Origin of the sequence: Sinomicrobium soli, assembly GCF_003285545.1 — a bacterium.
In the GTDB taxonomy this organism is placed as follows: Bacteria; Bacteroidota; Bacteroidia; order Flavobacteriales; family Flavobacteriaceae; genus Sinomicrobium.
On the sequence record NZ_QLNV01000007.1, the window covers coordinates 204553 to 221266 of the forward strand.

The following is a 16714-nucleotide window of genomic DNA, read 5'->3' on the forward strand; positions in this document are numbered from 1 at the left end:
CAGGTACCGGGACCCTTCATATCATACCGGGTGGACGGCATCGGTTGGTGCCCCGAGCGGAATCGAACCGCTGTAAAAGCTTTTGCAGAGCTTCACCTCGCCACTCGGACACGGGGCAATTACTTCCCTGAATATCATCTCTCCAATCAATTATACTACCGTTATACCCGAATATCAGCACCACAGGCTCCTTCACTTCTCCTGTGTGCCAACAACACGCAAATATATAAATCAATAATTAAACTACAAAACCTATAGATGAAATAGGAATTAAATATTCAAAGTGATATTTCCACCGGGGAAACTTCAAAAAAGGACCCTCATGTCAATTAACGGGTCCAATTTTTTTTGAGTAGCTTAACTTATCTTCTTATTATTGCATATATTTCAGGGAATATGCTATCGAGAAAGGCGAAATACGCCATTAAGGCTTTGATTTATATTTATGAACATCCGGAACTGGTTCCGGTGTCTACCAAAGAAATTTCAGAAGCTGAAAAAATACCCTATAAGTTTCTGGAGGCGATTATGAATACCCTGAAGCAAAACAGGGTTGTTACCAGCAGGCGCGGTCCCAGGGGCGGGTACAGTTTTGTCGGGAACCCGAAAGATATTACGGTCGCTTCGATTATGCGCATTATTGACGGGCCCATTGCACTGACTACCTGTACCTCGGAAAACTTCTACGAGACCTGCGAGGAATGCATTGACGAAAAAACATGCAGGGTACGGGGTATTTTCCTCAAACTCAGGGAGTCCATGCTTCCTGTCCTGCAAAGATCCATTACGGAGATGTAGGAAACCGGCATTATCCCAAAAAACATTACAGGTATTTAAGCACCTTTATGGGCATTTGATAGCCACACGCCATGAGCCCCACCTCCGGGAGGTGCTGAGGAAGAACAGAGGAATATCACTCTCCAGCCTTACAGGCTTCGACCTTACTCCGGAGATCCCGGGCGGCATGGCTGGTATGTCCCTCTTCGGAATAAAACAGGGCGTTCATGTTTACATTCTCCTTCCGGGCGTATTCCCGGAATCTTTCATTGCCCGGAAGATGACGATGTATAAAAAGCAGTACTGCCTGGACCAGGGCTACGGCGACAATAGCGATACCGAGTTTAATAATTTTACGCTTTATCATAACTGTTCGGTTATTTCGGGAAACACGATATAAAACATCAGGTAGGCTATGCCGAGTGTAAGCAGTAAATTAAGGGCCTGCCCGCATGCATAGAGTACAAGTGGTTTGCCCCCGCTGAACCGGGAACGAAGTTCCCTGATGTTAACAGACAGGCCGATACTTACAAAGGCCAGGCAAAAAAGCCACCCTCTCAGGTCTTTGGTAAAACTGCGTATCAGCCCGCGGTCTACAAGCGCCTCTCCCATATGGTCTCCCGCCATGTGATACAGCAGGGATACCAGTACCGATGCCCCGACAAAACCGATAATAAACTTCGGGAAGCGCAGCCATAGTTCATTAAGCCGCAACCTGCTTCCCGTGGCGGAATTTTCCCCGGAATTCCTCGTAAAATAATACGCCACGAAAAAGGCTATTACCCCGATAAGCATATTCTGGATCATTTTAATGGTGGCTGCAACCTGCAGGGCCGTTTCGCCGAGAAATGCCCCTGCGGCAACTACCGCACCCGTAGCATCGATGGTCCCCCCTATCCATGCACCTCCGAGGACCTCAGGCATACCCACGAGGTTGATAAACCCCGGGAGCACCACCATCATCACGGAGGTAAATATCATGGAGAGGCCTACGGCCAGGGTCAGTTCTTCCCGGCTGGCTCCCGAAGCGGCTGCGGTTGCTATGGCTGCGGAGACCCCGCAGACCGACATATCGGCGCTGATCGTAATATTCAGCGACCTGCTGGTTATTTTAAGTACCTTCTGCCCGAACCAATAGGTGACCACCAGCACTATGGGGGTTACGATCCAGGCCACGAACAAACCGGGCAGACCGATAGACAGTATTTTTCCGAACAAGATCTCCGCCCCGAGGAGCACCAATCCCGTTTTTATATAATATTCGGTCTTTACTGCCGGTTGCAGCCACGAAGGCGTTCCGGTCGTATTGGATATCAGCATGCCCAGTACAATACCCCATAACGGGTACCCGAACCCCATAGAACTGATATCACGCTGCCCCCCGAGAATAAAGGCCAGTACGGAAAGGGAAAAGACCCCGGCAAACCCCTTTAAAAAGGAAAGAAACCCGGTCTTCATAAAATACGCCCCTACAGCAAACAGTATACCCAGCAACAGTGCAAGGACCGGCAAACTCCGGAAAAGGTTATAAGAGGCCCCGGACTTTTTTGCTTTTTCTGCGGCTTCATGTGCCGTATACCATTGGCTTGAAGCATTTTCCGCCTTCCTAACCACATCAGTCCCTGCCTTATCTCCCCGGCTTATAACCTCCCCATGCAGATCCCGGGCCTTTCGTTCCAGGCCGGAGAGCTGCTGTTTGTCTATATCTGCCTCCGGTTGTGCTTCTTTATACAACGAAATCAGGGGATTAAACTGCCATTTTTCCGGAGTGGCCAGGATTTCCCTGACCCGTTTTCCTGCGGTGGTCTGCCCGGAGGAAAGACGGGCTGCCGCATCAGACCAATGGTACCAGTCTACCGTTTTATAAGGATGTTGTTCCTCTTTCTCCAGGTCAGCGGTCAGTCTTTCATTTTTTTCCCTGATATCGTTATAGGGCAATACAAAAAATATCAGTAATCCGAAAAGGATAAGGGCTCCTCCGATCAGCAAAGCCCATATATCTTCACTTCTCAATATATTTTTCATCTATACAAAAATTCGTAAGTCATTGGTTTGGTTTTATGCCTGGCTGGCCGGCCCCAAACCTGTTTCGGATTTATGAGCTTTCATACTCTCCTGTTTTAATCACTTTTAAGCTCTGTAAAGATACCATCTTTTCAAAATCTTTTCTCTAAAGGTCAATACGTCCTCAGAAATTCCTCCAGTCCCACATCCTTTCCCAAACCGAACTTCTGCTTTAAACGGTATTTGAACATCCGTACGCTTTGCGGTTCTACGTGGAGCACCTGGGCGATTTGCCTGGTGTCCATTTTCAGGTACAGGTACGTACAGTATTTCAGATCCAGGGGAGTCAGTTTCTGGATGGCCTTTTCGCTTAAGCGGTTAAAAAAATCGGGGTGCAGTTCCTGTATCTGCATCCTGATGTCTTCAAAATCGGCCTGCATCAACATTTCTTCCTTGATCAGTTTCTGGATATGCCCGGCTTCCCCGCTCTGAATTTTGTCCTGAATCTGCCGGAGTGTATCATTTTTCCGCTCGATAATCAGCGAATTGGCCAGGGCTTCCTTTTCCAGCTGCTGCCGTCGCAGGTCAAGCAGCTCCTGTTCGGCCTTAAGCCGGGCCTGTTCCTCCTTTTCCAGTTTCAGCTGTATTTGTGCCTGCTGCCGGGCATCTTCTTTTTCCCGGGCCAGTTTTTTCTCGCGCTCTATGGAATATCGCAACCTGAAATGGTACGACACAAACATAAATACCAGCCCGAACAGTGAGGCAAGGGCAATGCCACCATACAGGTAGTTCTGCTTCCTACTGAAATCTTCCCTTTCTTTCAGCAGTTTCAGTTCCTGGTCCTTCTTCCGGGTTTCATACTGTACTTCCAGTTTCTGGGCATTGAAAAGCTGTTGCTCGTTAAACGATTTCTTCAACGCATTTTCCGCATTTTGCTGATAATTTACCGCCAATCCGGGATTGCCCTCTTTCAGGGCAATATCCGTAAGGTCTTTATTTACGGCATATTCCAGCCTGTAATGGTTTGTATCATCGTTGACCAAAAGGGCCAATCCCTGTAAAAGGTACTGCTCGGCAAGTGCCAGGTCGCCTTTCTGTTTCGCAAACCCGCTTTTGATACCGAACACGTTGATCCATTTTTCGGAAGAAGCTTCCTTGTTTTTGAGTTTTTCTTCGGTGAGCTTCAAATAATCAAATGCTTTTTCCTCCCGGGCTTCCAAATCTCCGGAAGCATGGTCCAGATAGTAATTGGCCAGGTTGATACAAGTGATGACGAAGGTGTTGCCGCTTACTTTTCCGGGGTGTTTTTCAAGAAGGGCAAAAGACTGGTTCAGGTAGTGATAACTACTGTCTAACAGGCTTTTTTCACGATCCCTTTTGTAATGCGCCAGATACATGCTTGAAATACCGTTGTTAACATTGACCTGAAGGTTGATGCTTTTTGCCTTTATGGCATAATCCCGTGCTTTCCGGATGTATTTTTCCATTTTATCACCCTCGTCCCATCTGCTGTATGCACCGTATAAAAGATAATTAAGATGGTATTTGGTAGCCGGGTCTTCGTCACTGTGTTCCGCATATTTCAGCCCGGCGAGAGCATTTTTCACCACGGCATCAGGCATATTCATTATACTGTTGAGATAGGCCCCGGCCCTGTATGCAACAGCAAGAGATAAATTGTTTTCTGATTTTCGGGCATTTTCCATGCTGAGATCTACCAGTTGCTTTGCCTGTAAAAGGCTGTCGGAAAAAGTATAAAAACTGCTTTTATAGGCATACAAATAGGCCAGATCGGCAGGAGACGAAGTCGTTTTTATACTCGTATCCAGCACCTTAAGGGCTTCTTCCGGCTTATTGCGCAATTGTAATTCTTCTACCTGGTCCAATACCGCTTTGGTCGCCGGCAAAACCTGCTGTGCCCCTGCCGAAAAGCCGGTAAAAAGGAGGACCGGCAATAGTAAAAAATGCTTTAGCGTCATATTTTCGTATCTACAATTACGACAAATTAAGGAAAAAATCGGGGATATTCGCACGACAGGCTGTTGTAAACAACAAAACACACAGCTATGGTCAACTAAACCCTGAACCCGATGTCCACAGGTTTTCGACAAGCAATGAAGTGGTTATTGGGTTACTGAGTTATTGGGTTATTGGGTGGCTCCCTGAATAACTTATCGTTAGTTTGCAAACAGCGAAATGGTCAGAAGTCGGGAGTCGGGAGTTGTCATTCCGACGATAGAGCCTGTCCCGGCCTTTTCGGTCGGGGAGGAATCTGTGGGGCTTCCGTTATGCTGTCGAAGCTCCTTTGATCGTGGGGGGAGATTCTTCACTCCGCTGCGCTGCGTTCTGAATGACAGGATTGTCCATGACAGCAACTACAAACTAACAACTAACAAACCAAAAAACCAACAACCACTTCAGACCACTGAAACAGCGCACAATAAAACTCGTGTAGATGCTTTGTATATACAATATTCAGTCGCTGTAGATGCTTTGTTAAAGTGTTTGCAGGTGTTTTTAATTCATTTGTCACCATTTTTGCTCAGAACAAATTTCTGACACAGATGAATCCAAAAACACAGTCCATAATCAGCTATCTCGGGATATTCTGGCTGATTGCCTATTTCGGGGGGAAAAACGAAAGAAACGATTTCAGTACCTATCATTTAAAACAAGGGCTCGGACTTTTGCTGCTCACCATATTGTTTAACGTGGCCGTGGTCATTATTTCAATGGTTTCCCCGTCATTGGGAGGTATCATCGGTTATGCCGGTATTTTATTTCTTCTCATAATGGTCATAGGTATTATCAATGCCGCTAACGAAGTAAAAAAACCCCTGCCCCTTGCAGGCAGAATGTTTGAGAACAAATTTCCTTTTCTGGATAAAGAATGATATTCCCACTGAATACACGGTATTGAAAACACGTTAAAGCCGATAAAACTCAATACGTATGTTTTTTATAATAAACAAAATAGAACAGGCATCCCATTCGACTGAAAGGCTGAGAAATCCCAAAAGCCCCAACAGCCCGATGGTATTGAGCGTTTACAGAAATAAGGTGCGGACCATCATTTATACCTTATACACCAAAAAAGCCGCCGGGGAATTTCGCGACAATACCACGGGCAAGAAAATTGCCCGCCGCCATTGGACGCCCGAAATGAAAGCATTTGCAAGGCAAAAAATTGCGGAAGCCCCAAAGCCTCCTTTCGTGTTTAAAATGACCGTCGTCGGGTGGCTGTTTGCTCTTTTCTTCACAGGGGTCTTCGGGTACCTGATTTATGATAGCGTAAAGCCGCCTTTGCCCAAGCCTGAAAAAGTAGTGGCTATGGAACAGGCCCCGGCGGTGGGCGATATCTATTTTGGCCGGTACGAGATATACAGGGAGAAAGGAAACCCCCTGGGGATGGAAGGCAATTTCGGCTGGTTCAAGATCCTGGAGGTCGAAGGGGATGTATATCACATCGCAAAATCCGTAGAGATGAGCAAACAGCACAAGCCGGGATCACAGCTCAACAGCACTGATTTCGAAACCGGGAGTATGACTCCGGTGAAAATATCAGAGCAAAGCGGCTATGATATCCGGTTTAAATCGGAGGACGGGCTGACGGAAATCTATATTACGGACAAGAAATAAATAACAACAGGAAGTCGGGAGTTGTCATTCAGAACAGCCTGTCCCGGGCACAAAGGAGTTTCAAAAGTATAGCTGAAGCACCGGAGATTCTTCCCCGACCGAAAAGGCCGGGACAGGCGCTATCGTCCGAATGACACACTACGAACCAAGAACTAAGAACTAATAAACCAATGACACGCGAAAAACACACAGGCTGGATACTGCACCTGGTCATCCGTTTGATCTCGGTTTTCCTGCTATTTCTGATAGTTTACCAGATCATCCTGGATGGCAGGGAAGACCCGATGGGACTTGGGGTGATTTATGCTTTTATACTCACCAGCTGTTTATGTTTTTTGTGTTTCGGGATAGAAAGCGTGGTGCTATATCATAAAAACCGGAAGACCAAACTGTATATCAACCTCTTTCTGACGGCAATTTCGACCCTCGGAAGCTTAACCACCTTTCTAATCCTGTAAACCGCTATGACGACAAAGAAAATTATGGGTATCATCGCACTGGTTATTGTCGGGGGTGCCGGGCTGTTCCTCTTTATGCTTTACGCCACCATTAAAACTAAATCTACTAATATAGATCAATATGAGCCCTTTAAGGAATGGGTAGGGAAAACAGTGACACTCGACAAGGAAACCGTGGTGTTCGAGGAAAAGATAAGGATGGTGACCACCAATAAATATCCCTATACCCTGACAGACAGCCTGCATCCGGATTGGCAATACATACACAATATGGAAGAAACGGGCGATGCGGTCAGGATAACCTCATTTCCGGCGGGAACAAAACTGAAGCTGGAAAAAGCCGTCCAATATACCGGTGGTGTTTCGGGATCTTCTGAACCGATGTTATTCGGTACCATAAACGATGGGGAAAAAGCGTATAAAGTAGGGTATCAATGGGGAAAAACAGACCTCAATATAGATTTTGACAAGATAGAGAAATCCTGGCTGTTCCACAGGGCCCCCTGGCAGGAAGAACAGGATACGGCCCATTATGCCCTGCCCCGGGCGGAATGGTGGTAAAGGAGCGTAGTGAAGGGAAAGCATAGAGCAATAAAATTTAAAAACTTCTGAAGGTGAACATCTCAATAAAAAACCTGGTCCCGTTATTTATCCTGCTGTTGTTCAGTACATTTTCAAGTGCCCAGATTTATGTTTCCCCTACCGGTACCGGCGACGGAAGTTCGTGGGAACAAGCGAGTAGTTTGCCCGATGCTGTTTCGGACGCGCCGTCGGGAGCGACCCTATGGCTTAGAGAGGGAACTTATACGGTAGCATCGACAATCGTTATCAACCGGACAATGGAAATTCTGGGAGGGTTTTCGGGCTCCGGGAACCAAAGAGATCCTGCTGCTTATCCCAGTATCATCGATGGTCAAAATATAGTGTATATGATAAGGACGGGTAATAGCACCAACAATACGCTTTTTGATGGAATTTCCTTTATTAACGGTTATGCCGACATAGGTACCGATGTTAATGATGTAAAGGGAGGAGCGCTATATATCCAGGGGAACGGCACAAGGATCAACAATTGCATTTTCAGGAATAATACCTCGGAAAACAGAATAGGTTCCGGAGCCATTTACTTATGGAGTGTAGATAATATTGTGATTGAAAATTCACTGTTTGAAAACAACCGTGTCCTTCAAAACGACATGTGGGAAGCAGGCAACATTGGTGGCGGGGCCATTCATATACGGTTTGGAACCAATAACCGGGTTGAAAACTGTCGGTTTATAAACAATTCCTCCTACTATCCCGGCGGGGCTATTTTTGCTTGGGGAGAGAATGCCCAAATCATAGATTGCCATTTTGAAAACAACCAGAGTAACGATAACGGGGGGGCCATCTATGTCAATTTTGACAGTACCAATATTTATGGCTCTGTTTTCAGGAGCAATATTTCAGAAGAAGACGGAGGGGCCATTTTTTTTAAAGGGGACCCATCAACCGTTACAAACTCCACTTTCACCCAAAACCATGCTGTGAACGGGGGAGCCATCTCCAATAGTACCGAACTCTCCATATTCAACTCGTCATTCAGTCAGAATATTTCATCAGATCATGGCGGAGCCATATTTAACAGGCAAAAACTCTCCGTATCCAATTCGCTGTTCGATAAAAATACAACAGCAACCATAGGCGGTGCGATATACAGTGGAGAGGAATTGTATGTAACCAATTCAACCTTTGTGTCCAACGAAAAAACGGCGATTGTCCACCCTTCCCGGGAAAGTTCGGAATACTACACCTATCAGACTCATATTTTTAATTCCGTTTTCTTCGATAATACTGCCGGAACCATAAATGGTACCGGTTTATGGCCTGATGTAGACAGGGACAGTAACAATCCGGATCAGAGTGAAAAAGATTTCAGGAGGAATATATTTCAGGAAAACACGAATGGTTCCAACAATTTAACAGGAACAGACCCCTTGTTCCAGGATTTTACCGGGGGTGATTTTAGCTTGCAGAGCGGTAGTCCGGCCGTTGACTATGGAAGAAATAACCTTTATACCACGGTGAAAGGGAACGGACCGGCAGCGGACGAGGATTTGGCCGGGAACGACAGATTGTTCGGCACGTATGTGGATGCCGGGGCTTATGAATTACAGTCGGCCTCTACATTGCCCCCACCCGATTGCACCACACTTTCCGGTCCGTTAAACGGTGATACCGATGTGGAGGTGACATCGACCATTCAATGGAATGCCGTCGCCGATGCGGACGGATATTATATTTCCATCGGAACTTCTCCCGGGGCAACCGATATTGAAAACAACCTGGATGTCGGGAATACAACCACTTATACACCAACAGCGGATTTCCCCGAGAACACGATCATTTTCGTGACGATCGTTCCGTACAATACCGCCGGCGATGCTACGGGATGTCCGGAAGAAAGTTTTACCACCGAAACCCTGGCAACAGCGCCAGACTGTACCGCTATTACCTCCCCGGCCGACGGAGCGACGAATGTTGGTATAAACACCAATATTACCTGGAACGCCATTGCCGATGCGGACGGATATTATATCAGCATCGGTACCACTTCAGGAGGAACAGATATTGTCGATAATGAAGATGTAAGCGGTACTTCCTATAATCCTACAGCAGATTTCCCTGAGGATACGGTCATTTATGTTTCCGTAATTTCCTATAATTCAGAGGGAAATGCCACGGGCTGTACGGAGATCAGTTTTACTACGGAAACCCTGACAACAGCGCCAGACTGTACCGCTATTACCTCCCCGGCCGACGGAGCGACGAATGTTGGCATAAACACCAATATTACCTGGAACGCCATTGCCGATGCGGACGGATATTATATCAGCATCGGTACCACTTCAGGAGGAACAGATATTGTCGATAATGAAGATGTAAGCGGTACTTCCTATAATCCTACAGCAGATTTCCCTGAGGATACGGTGATTTACGTTTCCGTAATTCCCTATAATTCAGTGGGCAATGCCACGGGCTGTTCCGGAATCAGTTTTACTACGGAAACCCTGGCAACAGCGCCAGACTGTACCGTCATTACTTCCCCGGCCGACGGAGCGACGAATGTTGGCATAAACACCAATATTACCTGGAATGCCGTTGCCGATGCGAACGGATACTATGTCAGTATAGGCACCACTGCAGGAGGAACAGATATTGTCGATAATGCGGATGTAAGCGGTACCTCCTATAACCCCACAGCAGATTTCCCTGAGGATACGGTGGTCTATGTTTCGGTCGTTCCATACAATTCAGTCGGCAATGCTACGGGCTGTTCCGAAATCAGCTTTACCACGGAAACCCTGGCAACAGCGCCAGACTGTACCGTCATTACTTCCCCAACCGACGGAGCGACGGATGTTGGTATAAACACCAACATTACCTGGAACGCTATTGCCGATGCGGACGGATACTATATCAGTATAGGAACCACTGCAGGAGGAACAGACATTGTCGATAATGAAGATGTAAGCAGTACTTCCTATAATCCTACAGCAGATTTCCCTGAGGATACGGTGATTTACGTTTCCGTAATTTCCTATAATTCAGCGGGAAATGCCACGGGCTGTTCCGGAATCAGTTTTACTACGGAAACCCTGGCAACAGTTCCGGATTGTACAGTCATTACTTCCCCAACCGACGGGGCTACGGATGTTAGCATAAACACCAATATTACCTGGAACGCTATTGCCGATGCAGACGGATATTATATCAGCATCGGTACTACTTCAGGAGGAACAGATATTGTCGATAATGAAGATGTAAATGGAACAACCTATAACCTCACAGCGGATTTCCCGGAGGATACGGTCATTTATGTTTCCGTGATTCCCTATAATTCAGTTGGAAATGCCACGGGTTGTACGGAGATCAGTTTTACTACGGAAACCCTGGCAACAGTTCCGGATTGTACAGTCATTACTTCCCCAACCGACGGGGCTACGGATGTTAGCATAAACACCAATATTACCTGGAACGCTATTGCCGATGCAGACGGATATTATATCAGCATCGGTACTACTTCAGGAGGAACAGATATTGTCGATAATGAAGATGTAAGCGGAACAACCTATAACCTCACAGCGGATTTCCCGGAGGATACGGTCATTTATGTTTCCGTGATTCCCTATAATTCGGCAGGCGAAGCTACCGGATGTCCCGGAATCAGTTTTACCACAGAAACCGGTAATTCCGTAATAGCCGATGAAACCAAATACGGCTTTTCACCTAATGGCGATGGCATCAATGATGTGTGGATCATTCACGGAATCGAAAGTTATCCCGGAAATATCGTTTCTGTCTACAATCGTTGGGGCGATATGGTATTCCGGGTCCGGGGATACGACAACCGGACGAATGTGTTTAAGGGAAGGGCAAACCGGCTCACCACCCTCGGAGCCGGCGAACTGCCCTCCGGAACGTATTTCTTCCAAATCGAAAATGTTCCGGAAAACCACCATTTCAAGAAATTAAAAGGTTTTTTGGTCTTAAAACGTTAAGATGAAACCACTCTATACAGTTATGATCACCGCCTGTACGATATTCATATCCGTCAACAGGCATGTTTGCCATGCAAAACGTCTCGTTTTCTGGAGGCCAATAACAATTGCCCATTGGATAAAGGAAAATATCTTAATCCTCAATAAAATCATCCAGAGAAAATGTAATACCGAATACATCAAAGGTTTTCAATTGTAATCCGATAGATATCCTGACCAGTGTTTTCAGCGTAATATTGTCGTAAACCCCTCTTTCAATCTTGCTGAACGCACTCGGGTCTATATCACACAGGGCATCCATATCTTCCAGTATATACCCCTGCTTCTCTCTTTCCTCTTTTATTTTTCGACCGATGGATAACAATATTTCCTTTAAAGTGATATCTATCTTCCCTGAATTCATGTACTTGTTTTCGACAAGTTTGCATTTATTCAATAATATTCTTTGGAAATATATTTCCAATTAAGTGATTTTTGTTATATTTGGTTCAGATTACATATTTTTGCGATTCTTCTGAAGGAAAATATTAGAAGCAATTGCTTTGAATCTCGAACTGAAAACTGGTAATTTTTATGGAAACGGGATGATAAGTAACTTTGCTCACGACCCGGGCGTGGGCTCTGTTACCGTTTCCAGGGTATACCAGTACCTCAGTTCGGTAATTTGAGTGCCACGCCTTTTTGTTTGTAAAAAGGGTATTCTTCTCAACCGTTTTCAAAGCTATCTTCTCCTTATAAAACGTAAGAACTCGCATCAGCTATTTAAACGAGGTCTGTTATGTCATGTAACAATTATGAACTATTAAAAAGAGGCGACCCTGCCGCTTTGGAACAAATTTATGCGCAATACAACAGAATTATCTTTTGGATTGGTAATCGAATGCTAAACGATCATTTTGCAGTAGAATCCCTGGTCCAGGATACTTTTTTAAAGTTATGGGTGCTCAGGGACAGGATAGAAAGGCCTGAGCATATGCTCCATTTCTTAAAGTTTGTAATGAAAAGGGAATGTATTTCATATTACACCAAACCCAGGAACAGGTTTTTCAGGAAAATCAATTCGTTGGAGAACTACGACAACTACCAGGACTATATGGCGGGGTACGACCCGGCAAGCGTGTCTGAAAACCTGAAAGACCAAGAGTCGGAGCAAAAGGCCTTCGACCGGGTCAAAAGCATTCTGCCCCTGCTCCATGCGGAGAGAAGACACCTGATTGAGCTCTGCTTAAAATACGGCTTTCAGTATAAAGCCATTGCCGAAGTGATGGGAAAGGGGATCACCGAAACCAGTAATGAGGTCAAGCGGGCTATCCGGGACATTAGAACCATCGTCCATCAAGGGGGCAAGCTTAAAACGGAACAAAAGTCTGCCGTTGAAAGGCAGGCCCCGGCTGTGATGACCGAAGAACAGGAAAGGGTATTGGAACTCAGATGCGACAAGAAGTACTCCTTTGCTTCAATTGCCGAAACGCTGAACCTGTCCCAAAAGGAAGTTCACAAAGAATTCGTAACCGCGTATAAGCTCATGCAGGAGAAGCATAATCTACAAAGGGCTGAGCATGCCGGTGTTGAACGGATTACAGCCTGAAAATTTAATTTGAGGGTGCTTGTACACCTGTATGGTGAGGTCAACGACACTCATTAAATGCGAACAGCATATACAAAGCAGTAAAAGCAAGGTAACAATATCCTTTAGAATCCGCCCAGTATGGAAAAATCAACACTCAAGCTCACAAAAAAGATCCAGGTATTGATAGACCTGCCTACCAAGGAAGAAAAAAAAGAGGCCATAGGTAAGCTATATCAATGGCAGAACAGATGCTTTAAGGCAGCTAACCTTATTGTTTCCCATTTGTACGTACAGGAAATGATCAAGGATTTCTTTTATCTCTCCGAAGGGATCAGGTATAAACTGGCCGATGAAAAAAAAGACGAAGACGGCATCCTGCAATGTTCCCGGATCAATACGACCTATCGTATGATGTCGGACCGCTTTAAAGGGGAAATCCCTATGGATATACTGTCCTGTTTAAATACATCCTTAATTGCTACTTTTAATAAAAACAAAACGGAATATTGGAAAGGCCTGCGTTCACTGGAAAATTTTAAACGAGACATGGCGTTTCCATTTGGTTCGCGTTGTATGAGCCGGTTATCCTATACTACCAATAAAAAGGCCTTTTGCTTCCGTCTATTTTCAATACCGTTTAAGACGTATTTAGGAAAAGATTTTACCGACAAACGAAAACTATTGGAGCGTCTGGAAAAAGGGAACATCAAGTTGTGTACTTCGCATATTCAACTCAAAGACGGAAAAATATTCTGGCTGGCGGTATTTGAAATTGAAAAGGAAAAGCATCGCTTAATGCCGGAAAAAATAGCCGAAGCATCGCTCTCTCTTGAATATCCCATTGTAGTAAAAACAGATAAAACCAGGCTTACCATTGGTACCCGGGAGGAGTTTCTGTACAGAAGGCTGGCCATACAGGCCGCCCGAAAGAGGGCCCAGACCGCTGCTACCTATTGCAAAGCGGGAAAAGGACGTAAGCGAAAACTCAAAGCGGTGGACAAATTCCGTAATACAGAAACTAATTATATATCCCAGCGTATCCATGTATACAGCAGAAAACTCATTGATTTCTGTATCAAACACCAGGCAGGAACACTTATTTTATTAAACCAGGAAGACAAGATCGGAATAGCCAAAGAGGAAGAATTCGTATTGCGGAACTGGAGTTATTATGAGCTCATGACGAAAATAAGGTATAAAGCAGAAAAAGCAGGTATTGAACTTATTGTAGGTTAAGAGGTTTATTGAGGGTGCTTGTACACCCGTAAGGTGAGGTCAATAACACTCACTAAATGCATATAGCATATACAACCAAATTTTTCGGGTTTCCCTTTTTTTAAGCCTTCTTTAAATGTAGTTGATTATAGATTTATTCGCTATAAATTTTTGAGCCTTCCTAAATTTTGATGATTTGATGACAGATTTGGTGAAACTCTTTCTCCATAAGGGTTTAGGCTGTCATCATTTTGTCATCAAACGGTCATCAAAAATAAAAGTCATGACAGGAAAGGATATTTAAAAAATTTTAATTTATACGTAATCGCTCTTCCTCCAGGTCCAGCTTATGCAGATAATCCCTGATGATTTCCTCATCTATTTCGGGATTGTTCCTATTTTCATCCAGAAGCCATCTGCGTTGTTCTTCCAGTGTTTCAAAATAGATTTTCTTAGCGGTATCCGAGAGTTTAAAAACAGAACCTGCCCGATCTTCCCGTTCCCACCTGTCCATAAGTTTGCCGAAGAACTCGCTTTCGCCCTTTTTATCACGATGGTTTTCATTCAGATAAGAAAAAGCGGCATGGCGCATCCCATTTCTGAGTAGGGCCTTGGTTTCTTCTTCCGGCATATAACCTATACTGGTCTCCGGAAATCCCAGTTTTTTGATCAGTGCCGGCAAAGTGAGCCCTTGCAGGGTTAATGTAACAAAAATTACGATAAACGTGATGAAAAGGATAAGGTCGCGGTGCGGGAACAACGCTCCGTTGTCCATAGTCACGGGAATGGACAAAGCCGCAGCCAGGGAAACCACGCCGCGCATTCCCGTCCACCCCATTAATACCGGGGCTTTTGTTCCGGGGTCCGGATAGGCTATCCTGATAAAGTTTCGCATTATGACCGTAACGGCCACAGCCCCAAAGGAAGCAATAAACCGTACGATAATAAGTACAGCGGTAACCAAGAGTCCGTACCCAATGGCTTCCGGAAGGGCTATCCCTTCGTTGTCCAGTCCGTACAGGATCTCAGGCAGTTCCAGGCCGATAAGCAGAAACACGATCCCGTTAATAAGAAAGGTGAAACTCTCCCATACATTGGAGCCCCTCAGGCGGGATTCAGAAGTACGAAGGAACTCATACCTCCTTATGGAAAGGAACAATCCGCCGCTTACGACCGAAAGCACACCGGAAGCGTGCAGTTCCTCCGCTGTAATGTACATGATATAGGGTGCCACCAGGCTCAAAACGGTATCCATGTTGACATCGGTCGGAAATATCTTATGGACCTTTAAAAAGACAAGGGCGATCATTAAACCGATACCCACACCGCCGGTAACCATCCATCCAAAACTCAATACGGCATCCTGCCAGACAAACTGCCCGGTGGCTACAGCTACCATGGCAAAGCGGAAAATAATAAGCGAAGAAGCGTCGTTGAACAAACTTTCCCCTTCCAATATGGTGGAAATACTCTTGGGGACCTTGACAAATTTCAGGATAGCTCCTGCACTTACCGCATCAGGCGGGGAAACGATCCCTCCCAATACAAAACCCAGGGCCAGTGAAAATCCGGGAATAAAGGAATTTGCCACAAAGGCTACTACCAATGCAGTGAGAAATACAACCGTAAAGGCAAAATTGGTAATGACCCGCCTCAGTTTCCACATCTCCTTCCAGGAAACGGCAAAGGCAGCCTCATACAACAAGGGAGGCAGAAAAATAATAAAAATCAGTTCCGGGTCGATCTTTACCGCTGGCATTCCCGGAATAAAACTGATAAGCAGACCTGCGATGACCAACAGTATCGGGTAGGCGATCTTTAATTTGTTGGCCAGCATGATCGCTGTGATGATGACGAGCACCAGCCCTATATAAAGTATAAAATTCTCGACCATATTGCGTTGTCGGGTTTGTTACATTAAAACATGGTTTTTAGCAGGTATCGGTTCCGGTGTACATTATAATTTTTAAAATCTGCGCAATCTGCGGGATACCTGTTCCTCCGATTTTTCTCCCGCTGATATCGCTGATATTCGCTGATTTTTTTGCGCAGATTGGTGTGATCTGCGGGAAATTTATAGTCCATTTACTTTTCTAAAGATAGATTTATCAATTTCCGTACAATTAAAATTAACAAGTATGCCTAACTTTTTATTGGACAATTTCAAATAAGTGATTACCTGTTTATGATGAACTTCCGAAAGATTTTCAACGGACTTGATTTCAATAATGACTTTGTTTTCTACCAACAAATCTATTCGGTAACCTACTTCTAATTTAATATCATCATAGATAAGAGGGAGGCCCACTTGCGATTGAACATTCAGCCCTTCTTTCCTCAATTTATATTGCAAGGCTGCTTCATAAGCCGATTCCAACAAACCCGGCCCAAAATGGTTATAAATTTTGAATATTGATCCCCTGATTTTATATGATATTTCATTTTCGGTCATTTTTTCCTACTAATATAGGTGTTTTCTACCACTGATATCTCTATTTACTTTCCTTAAC

At 45.0% G+C, this 16714-nt stretch carries 14 protein-coding genes and 1 tRNA gene; 8 read left to right on the forward strand and 7 right to left on the reverse strand.

Going from position 1 to position 16714, the window contains the following annotated elements:
* Positions 1-47: 47 nt before the first annotated feature.
* A tRNA-Cys gene (locus DN748_RS11245) sits at positions 48-118 on the reverse strand.
* A gap of 278 nt (positions 119-396) precedes the next feature.
* Between DN748_RS11245 and DN748_RS11250 the strand changes: the two genes are divergently transcribed.
* Positions 397-798: an RrF2 family transcriptional regulator gene (locus DN748_RS11250; protein ID WP_112371992.1), complete on the forward strand. Its 402-nt coding sequence runs from the start codon at positions 397-399 to the stop codon at positions 796-798.
* 115 nt (positions 799-913) lie between these two features.
* Here DN748_RS11250 and DN748_RS11255 read toward each other — a convergent pair whose 3' ends face one another.
* The 3 genes from DN748_RS11255 to DN748_RS11265 all read right to left on the reverse strand — a co-directional run bounded on the left by DN748_RS11255 (position 914) and on the right by DN748_RS11265 (position 4760).
* Positions 914-1144 (reverse strand): hypothetical protein, encoded by a 231-nt coding sequence (locus tag DN748_RS11255; protein ID WP_112371923.1) that lies wholly within the window; start codon positions 1142-1144, stop codon positions 914-916.
* On the reverse strand, positions 1141-2802 hold the full coding sequence (locus tag DN748_RS11260; protein WP_112371924.1) for a YeiH family protein: 1662 nt from the start codon (positions 2800-2802) through the stop codon (positions 1141-1143). The genes DN748_RS11255 and DN748_RS11260 overlap by 4 nt, the downstream gene beginning before the upstream one ends.
* A 152-nt stretch (positions 2803-2954) precedes the next feature.
* The gene (locus DN748_RS11265) at positions 2955-4760 is read right to left on the reverse strand and encodes a flotillin family protein (protein ID WP_146746599.1); all 1806 of its coding nucleotides are present in this window, start codon (positions 4758-4760) and stop codon (positions 2955-2957) included.
* 585 nt (positions 4761-5345) lie between these two features.
* Here DN748_RS11265 and DN748_RS11270 point away from each other — a divergent pair.
* The 5 genes from DN748_RS11270 (at position 5346) to DN748_RS11290 (ending at position 11419) form a co-directional block, all read left to right on the forward strand.
* On the forward strand, positions 5346-5675 hold the full coding sequence (locus tag DN748_RS11270; protein ID WP_112371993.1) for a DUF4870 domain-containing protein: 330 nt from the start codon (positions 5346-5348) through the stop codon (positions 5673-5675).
* Positions 5676-5733: 58 nt separating this feature from the next.
* Positions 5734-6420, forward strand: coding sequence for a hypothetical protein (locus tag DN748_RS11275; RefSeq protein WP_112371926.1), 687 nt, complete (start codon positions 5734-5736; stop codon positions 6418-6420).
* Between the two features lie 170 nt (positions 6421-6590).
* Positions 6591-6878, forward strand: coding sequence for a hypothetical protein (locus tag DN748_RS11280; protein ID WP_112371927.1), 288 nt, complete (start codon positions 6591-6593; stop codon positions 6876-6878).
* Between the two features lie 6 nt (positions 6879-6884).
* The gene (locus tag DN748_RS11285; RefSeq protein ID WP_146746600.1) at positions 6885-7439 is read left to right on the forward strand and encodes a hypothetical protein; all 555 of its coding nucleotides are present in this window, start codon (positions 6885-6887) and stop codon (positions 7437-7439) included.
* Positions 7440-7492: 53 nt separating this feature from the next.
* Positions 7493-11419, forward strand: coding sequence for a T9SS type B sorting domain-containing protein (locus DN748_RS11290; RefSeq protein WP_112371929.1), 3927 nt, complete (start codon positions 7493-7495; stop codon positions 11417-11419).
* A 133-nt stretch (positions 11420-11552) separates the two neighbouring features.
* On the opposite strand, the gene DN748_RS11295 is transcribed toward DN748_RS11290, so the two are convergent.
* Entirely contained in the window at positions 11553-11822 is a 270-nt protein-coding gene (locus tag DN748_RS11295) for a helix-turn-helix domain-containing protein (protein ID WP_112371930.1), read from the reverse strand.
* 375 nt (positions 11823-12197) lie between these two features.
* Between DN748_RS11295 and DN748_RS11305 the strand changes: the two genes are divergently transcribed.
* Together DN748_RS11305 and DN748_RS11310 are read left to right on the forward strand one after the other, a co-directional pair.
* A complete protein-coding gene (locus DN748_RS11305; RefSeq protein ID WP_112371932.1) occupies positions 12198-13007 on the forward strand; it encodes an RNA polymerase sigma factor in 810 nt (269 codons plus the stop codon).
* A gap of 120 nt (positions 13008-13127) precedes the next feature.
* Complete coding sequence (locus tag DN748_RS11310) at positions 13128-14225, forward strand: hypothetical protein (RefSeq protein ID WP_112371933.1); 1098 nt, start codon at positions 13128-13130, stop codon at positions 14223-14225.
* A gap of 289 nt (positions 14226-14514) precedes the next feature.
* Here DN748_RS11310 and DN748_RS11315 read toward each other — a convergent pair whose 3' ends face one another.
* Together DN748_RS11315 and DN748_RS11320 are read right to left on the reverse strand one after the other, a co-directional pair.
* Complete coding sequence (locus DN748_RS11315) at positions 14515-16098, reverse strand: Na+/H+ antiporter (RefSeq protein WP_112371934.1); 1584 nt, start codon at positions 16096-16098, stop codon at positions 14515-14517.
* A gap of 180 nt (positions 16099-16278) precedes the next feature.
* Positions 16279-16656, reverse strand: coding sequence for a GxxExxY protein (locus tag DN748_RS11320; protein ID WP_112371935.1), 378 nt, complete (start codon positions 16654-16656; stop codon positions 16279-16281).
* Between the last annotated feature and the right edge of the window lie 58 nt (positions 16657-16714).

Coding starts and splice junctions, on each gene's coding strand:
- DN748_RS11310 (WP_112371933.1), top strand. CDS start 13,128: ATGGAAAAATCAACACTCAAGCTCACAAAAAAGATCCAGGTATTGATA.
- DN748_RS11270 (WP_112371993.1), top strand. CDS start 5,346: ATGAATCCAAAAACACAGTCCATAATCAGCTATCTCGGGATATTCTGG.
- DN748_RS11285 (WP_146746600.1), top strand. CDS start 6,885: ATGACGACAAAGAAAATTATGGGTATCATCGCACTGGTTATTGTCGGG.
- DN748_RS11315 (WP_112371934.1), bottom strand. CDS start 16,098: ATGGTCGAGAATTTTATACTTTATATAGGGCTGGTGCTCGTCATCATC.
- DN748_RS11250 (WP_112371992.1), top strand. CDS start 397: ATGCTATCGAGAAAGGCGAAATACGCCATTAAGGCTTTGATTTATATT.
- DN748_RS11255 (WP_112371923.1), bottom strand. CDS start 1,144: ATGATAAAGCGTAAAATTATTAAACTCGGTATCGCTATTGTCGCCGTA.
- DN748_RS11320 (WP_112371935.1), bottom strand. CDS start 16,656: ATGACCGAAAATGAAATATCATATAAAATCAGGGGATCAATATTCAAA.
- DN748_RS11305 (WP_112371932.1), top strand. CDS start 12,198: ATGTCATGTAACAATTATGAACTATTAAAAAGAGGCGACCCTGCCGCT.
- DN748_RS11295 (WP_112371930.1), bottom strand. CDS start 11,822: ATGAATTCAGGGAAGATAGATATCACTTTAAAGGAAATATTGTTATCC.
- DN748_RS11260 (WP_112371924.1), bottom strand. CDS start 2,802: ATGAAAAATATATTGAGAAGTGAAGATATATGGGCTTTGCTGATCGGA.
- DN748_RS11275 (WP_112371926.1), top strand. CDS start 5,734: ATGTTTTTTATAATAAACAAAATAGAACAGGCATCCCATTCGACTGAA.
- DN748_RS11265 (WP_146746599.1), bottom strand. CDS start 4,760: ATGACGCTAAAGCATTTTTTACTATTGCCGGTCCTCCTTTTTACCGGC.
- DN748_RS11280 (WP_112371927.1), top strand. CDS start 6,591: ATGACACGCGAAAAACACACAGGCTGGATACTGCACCTGGTCATCCGT.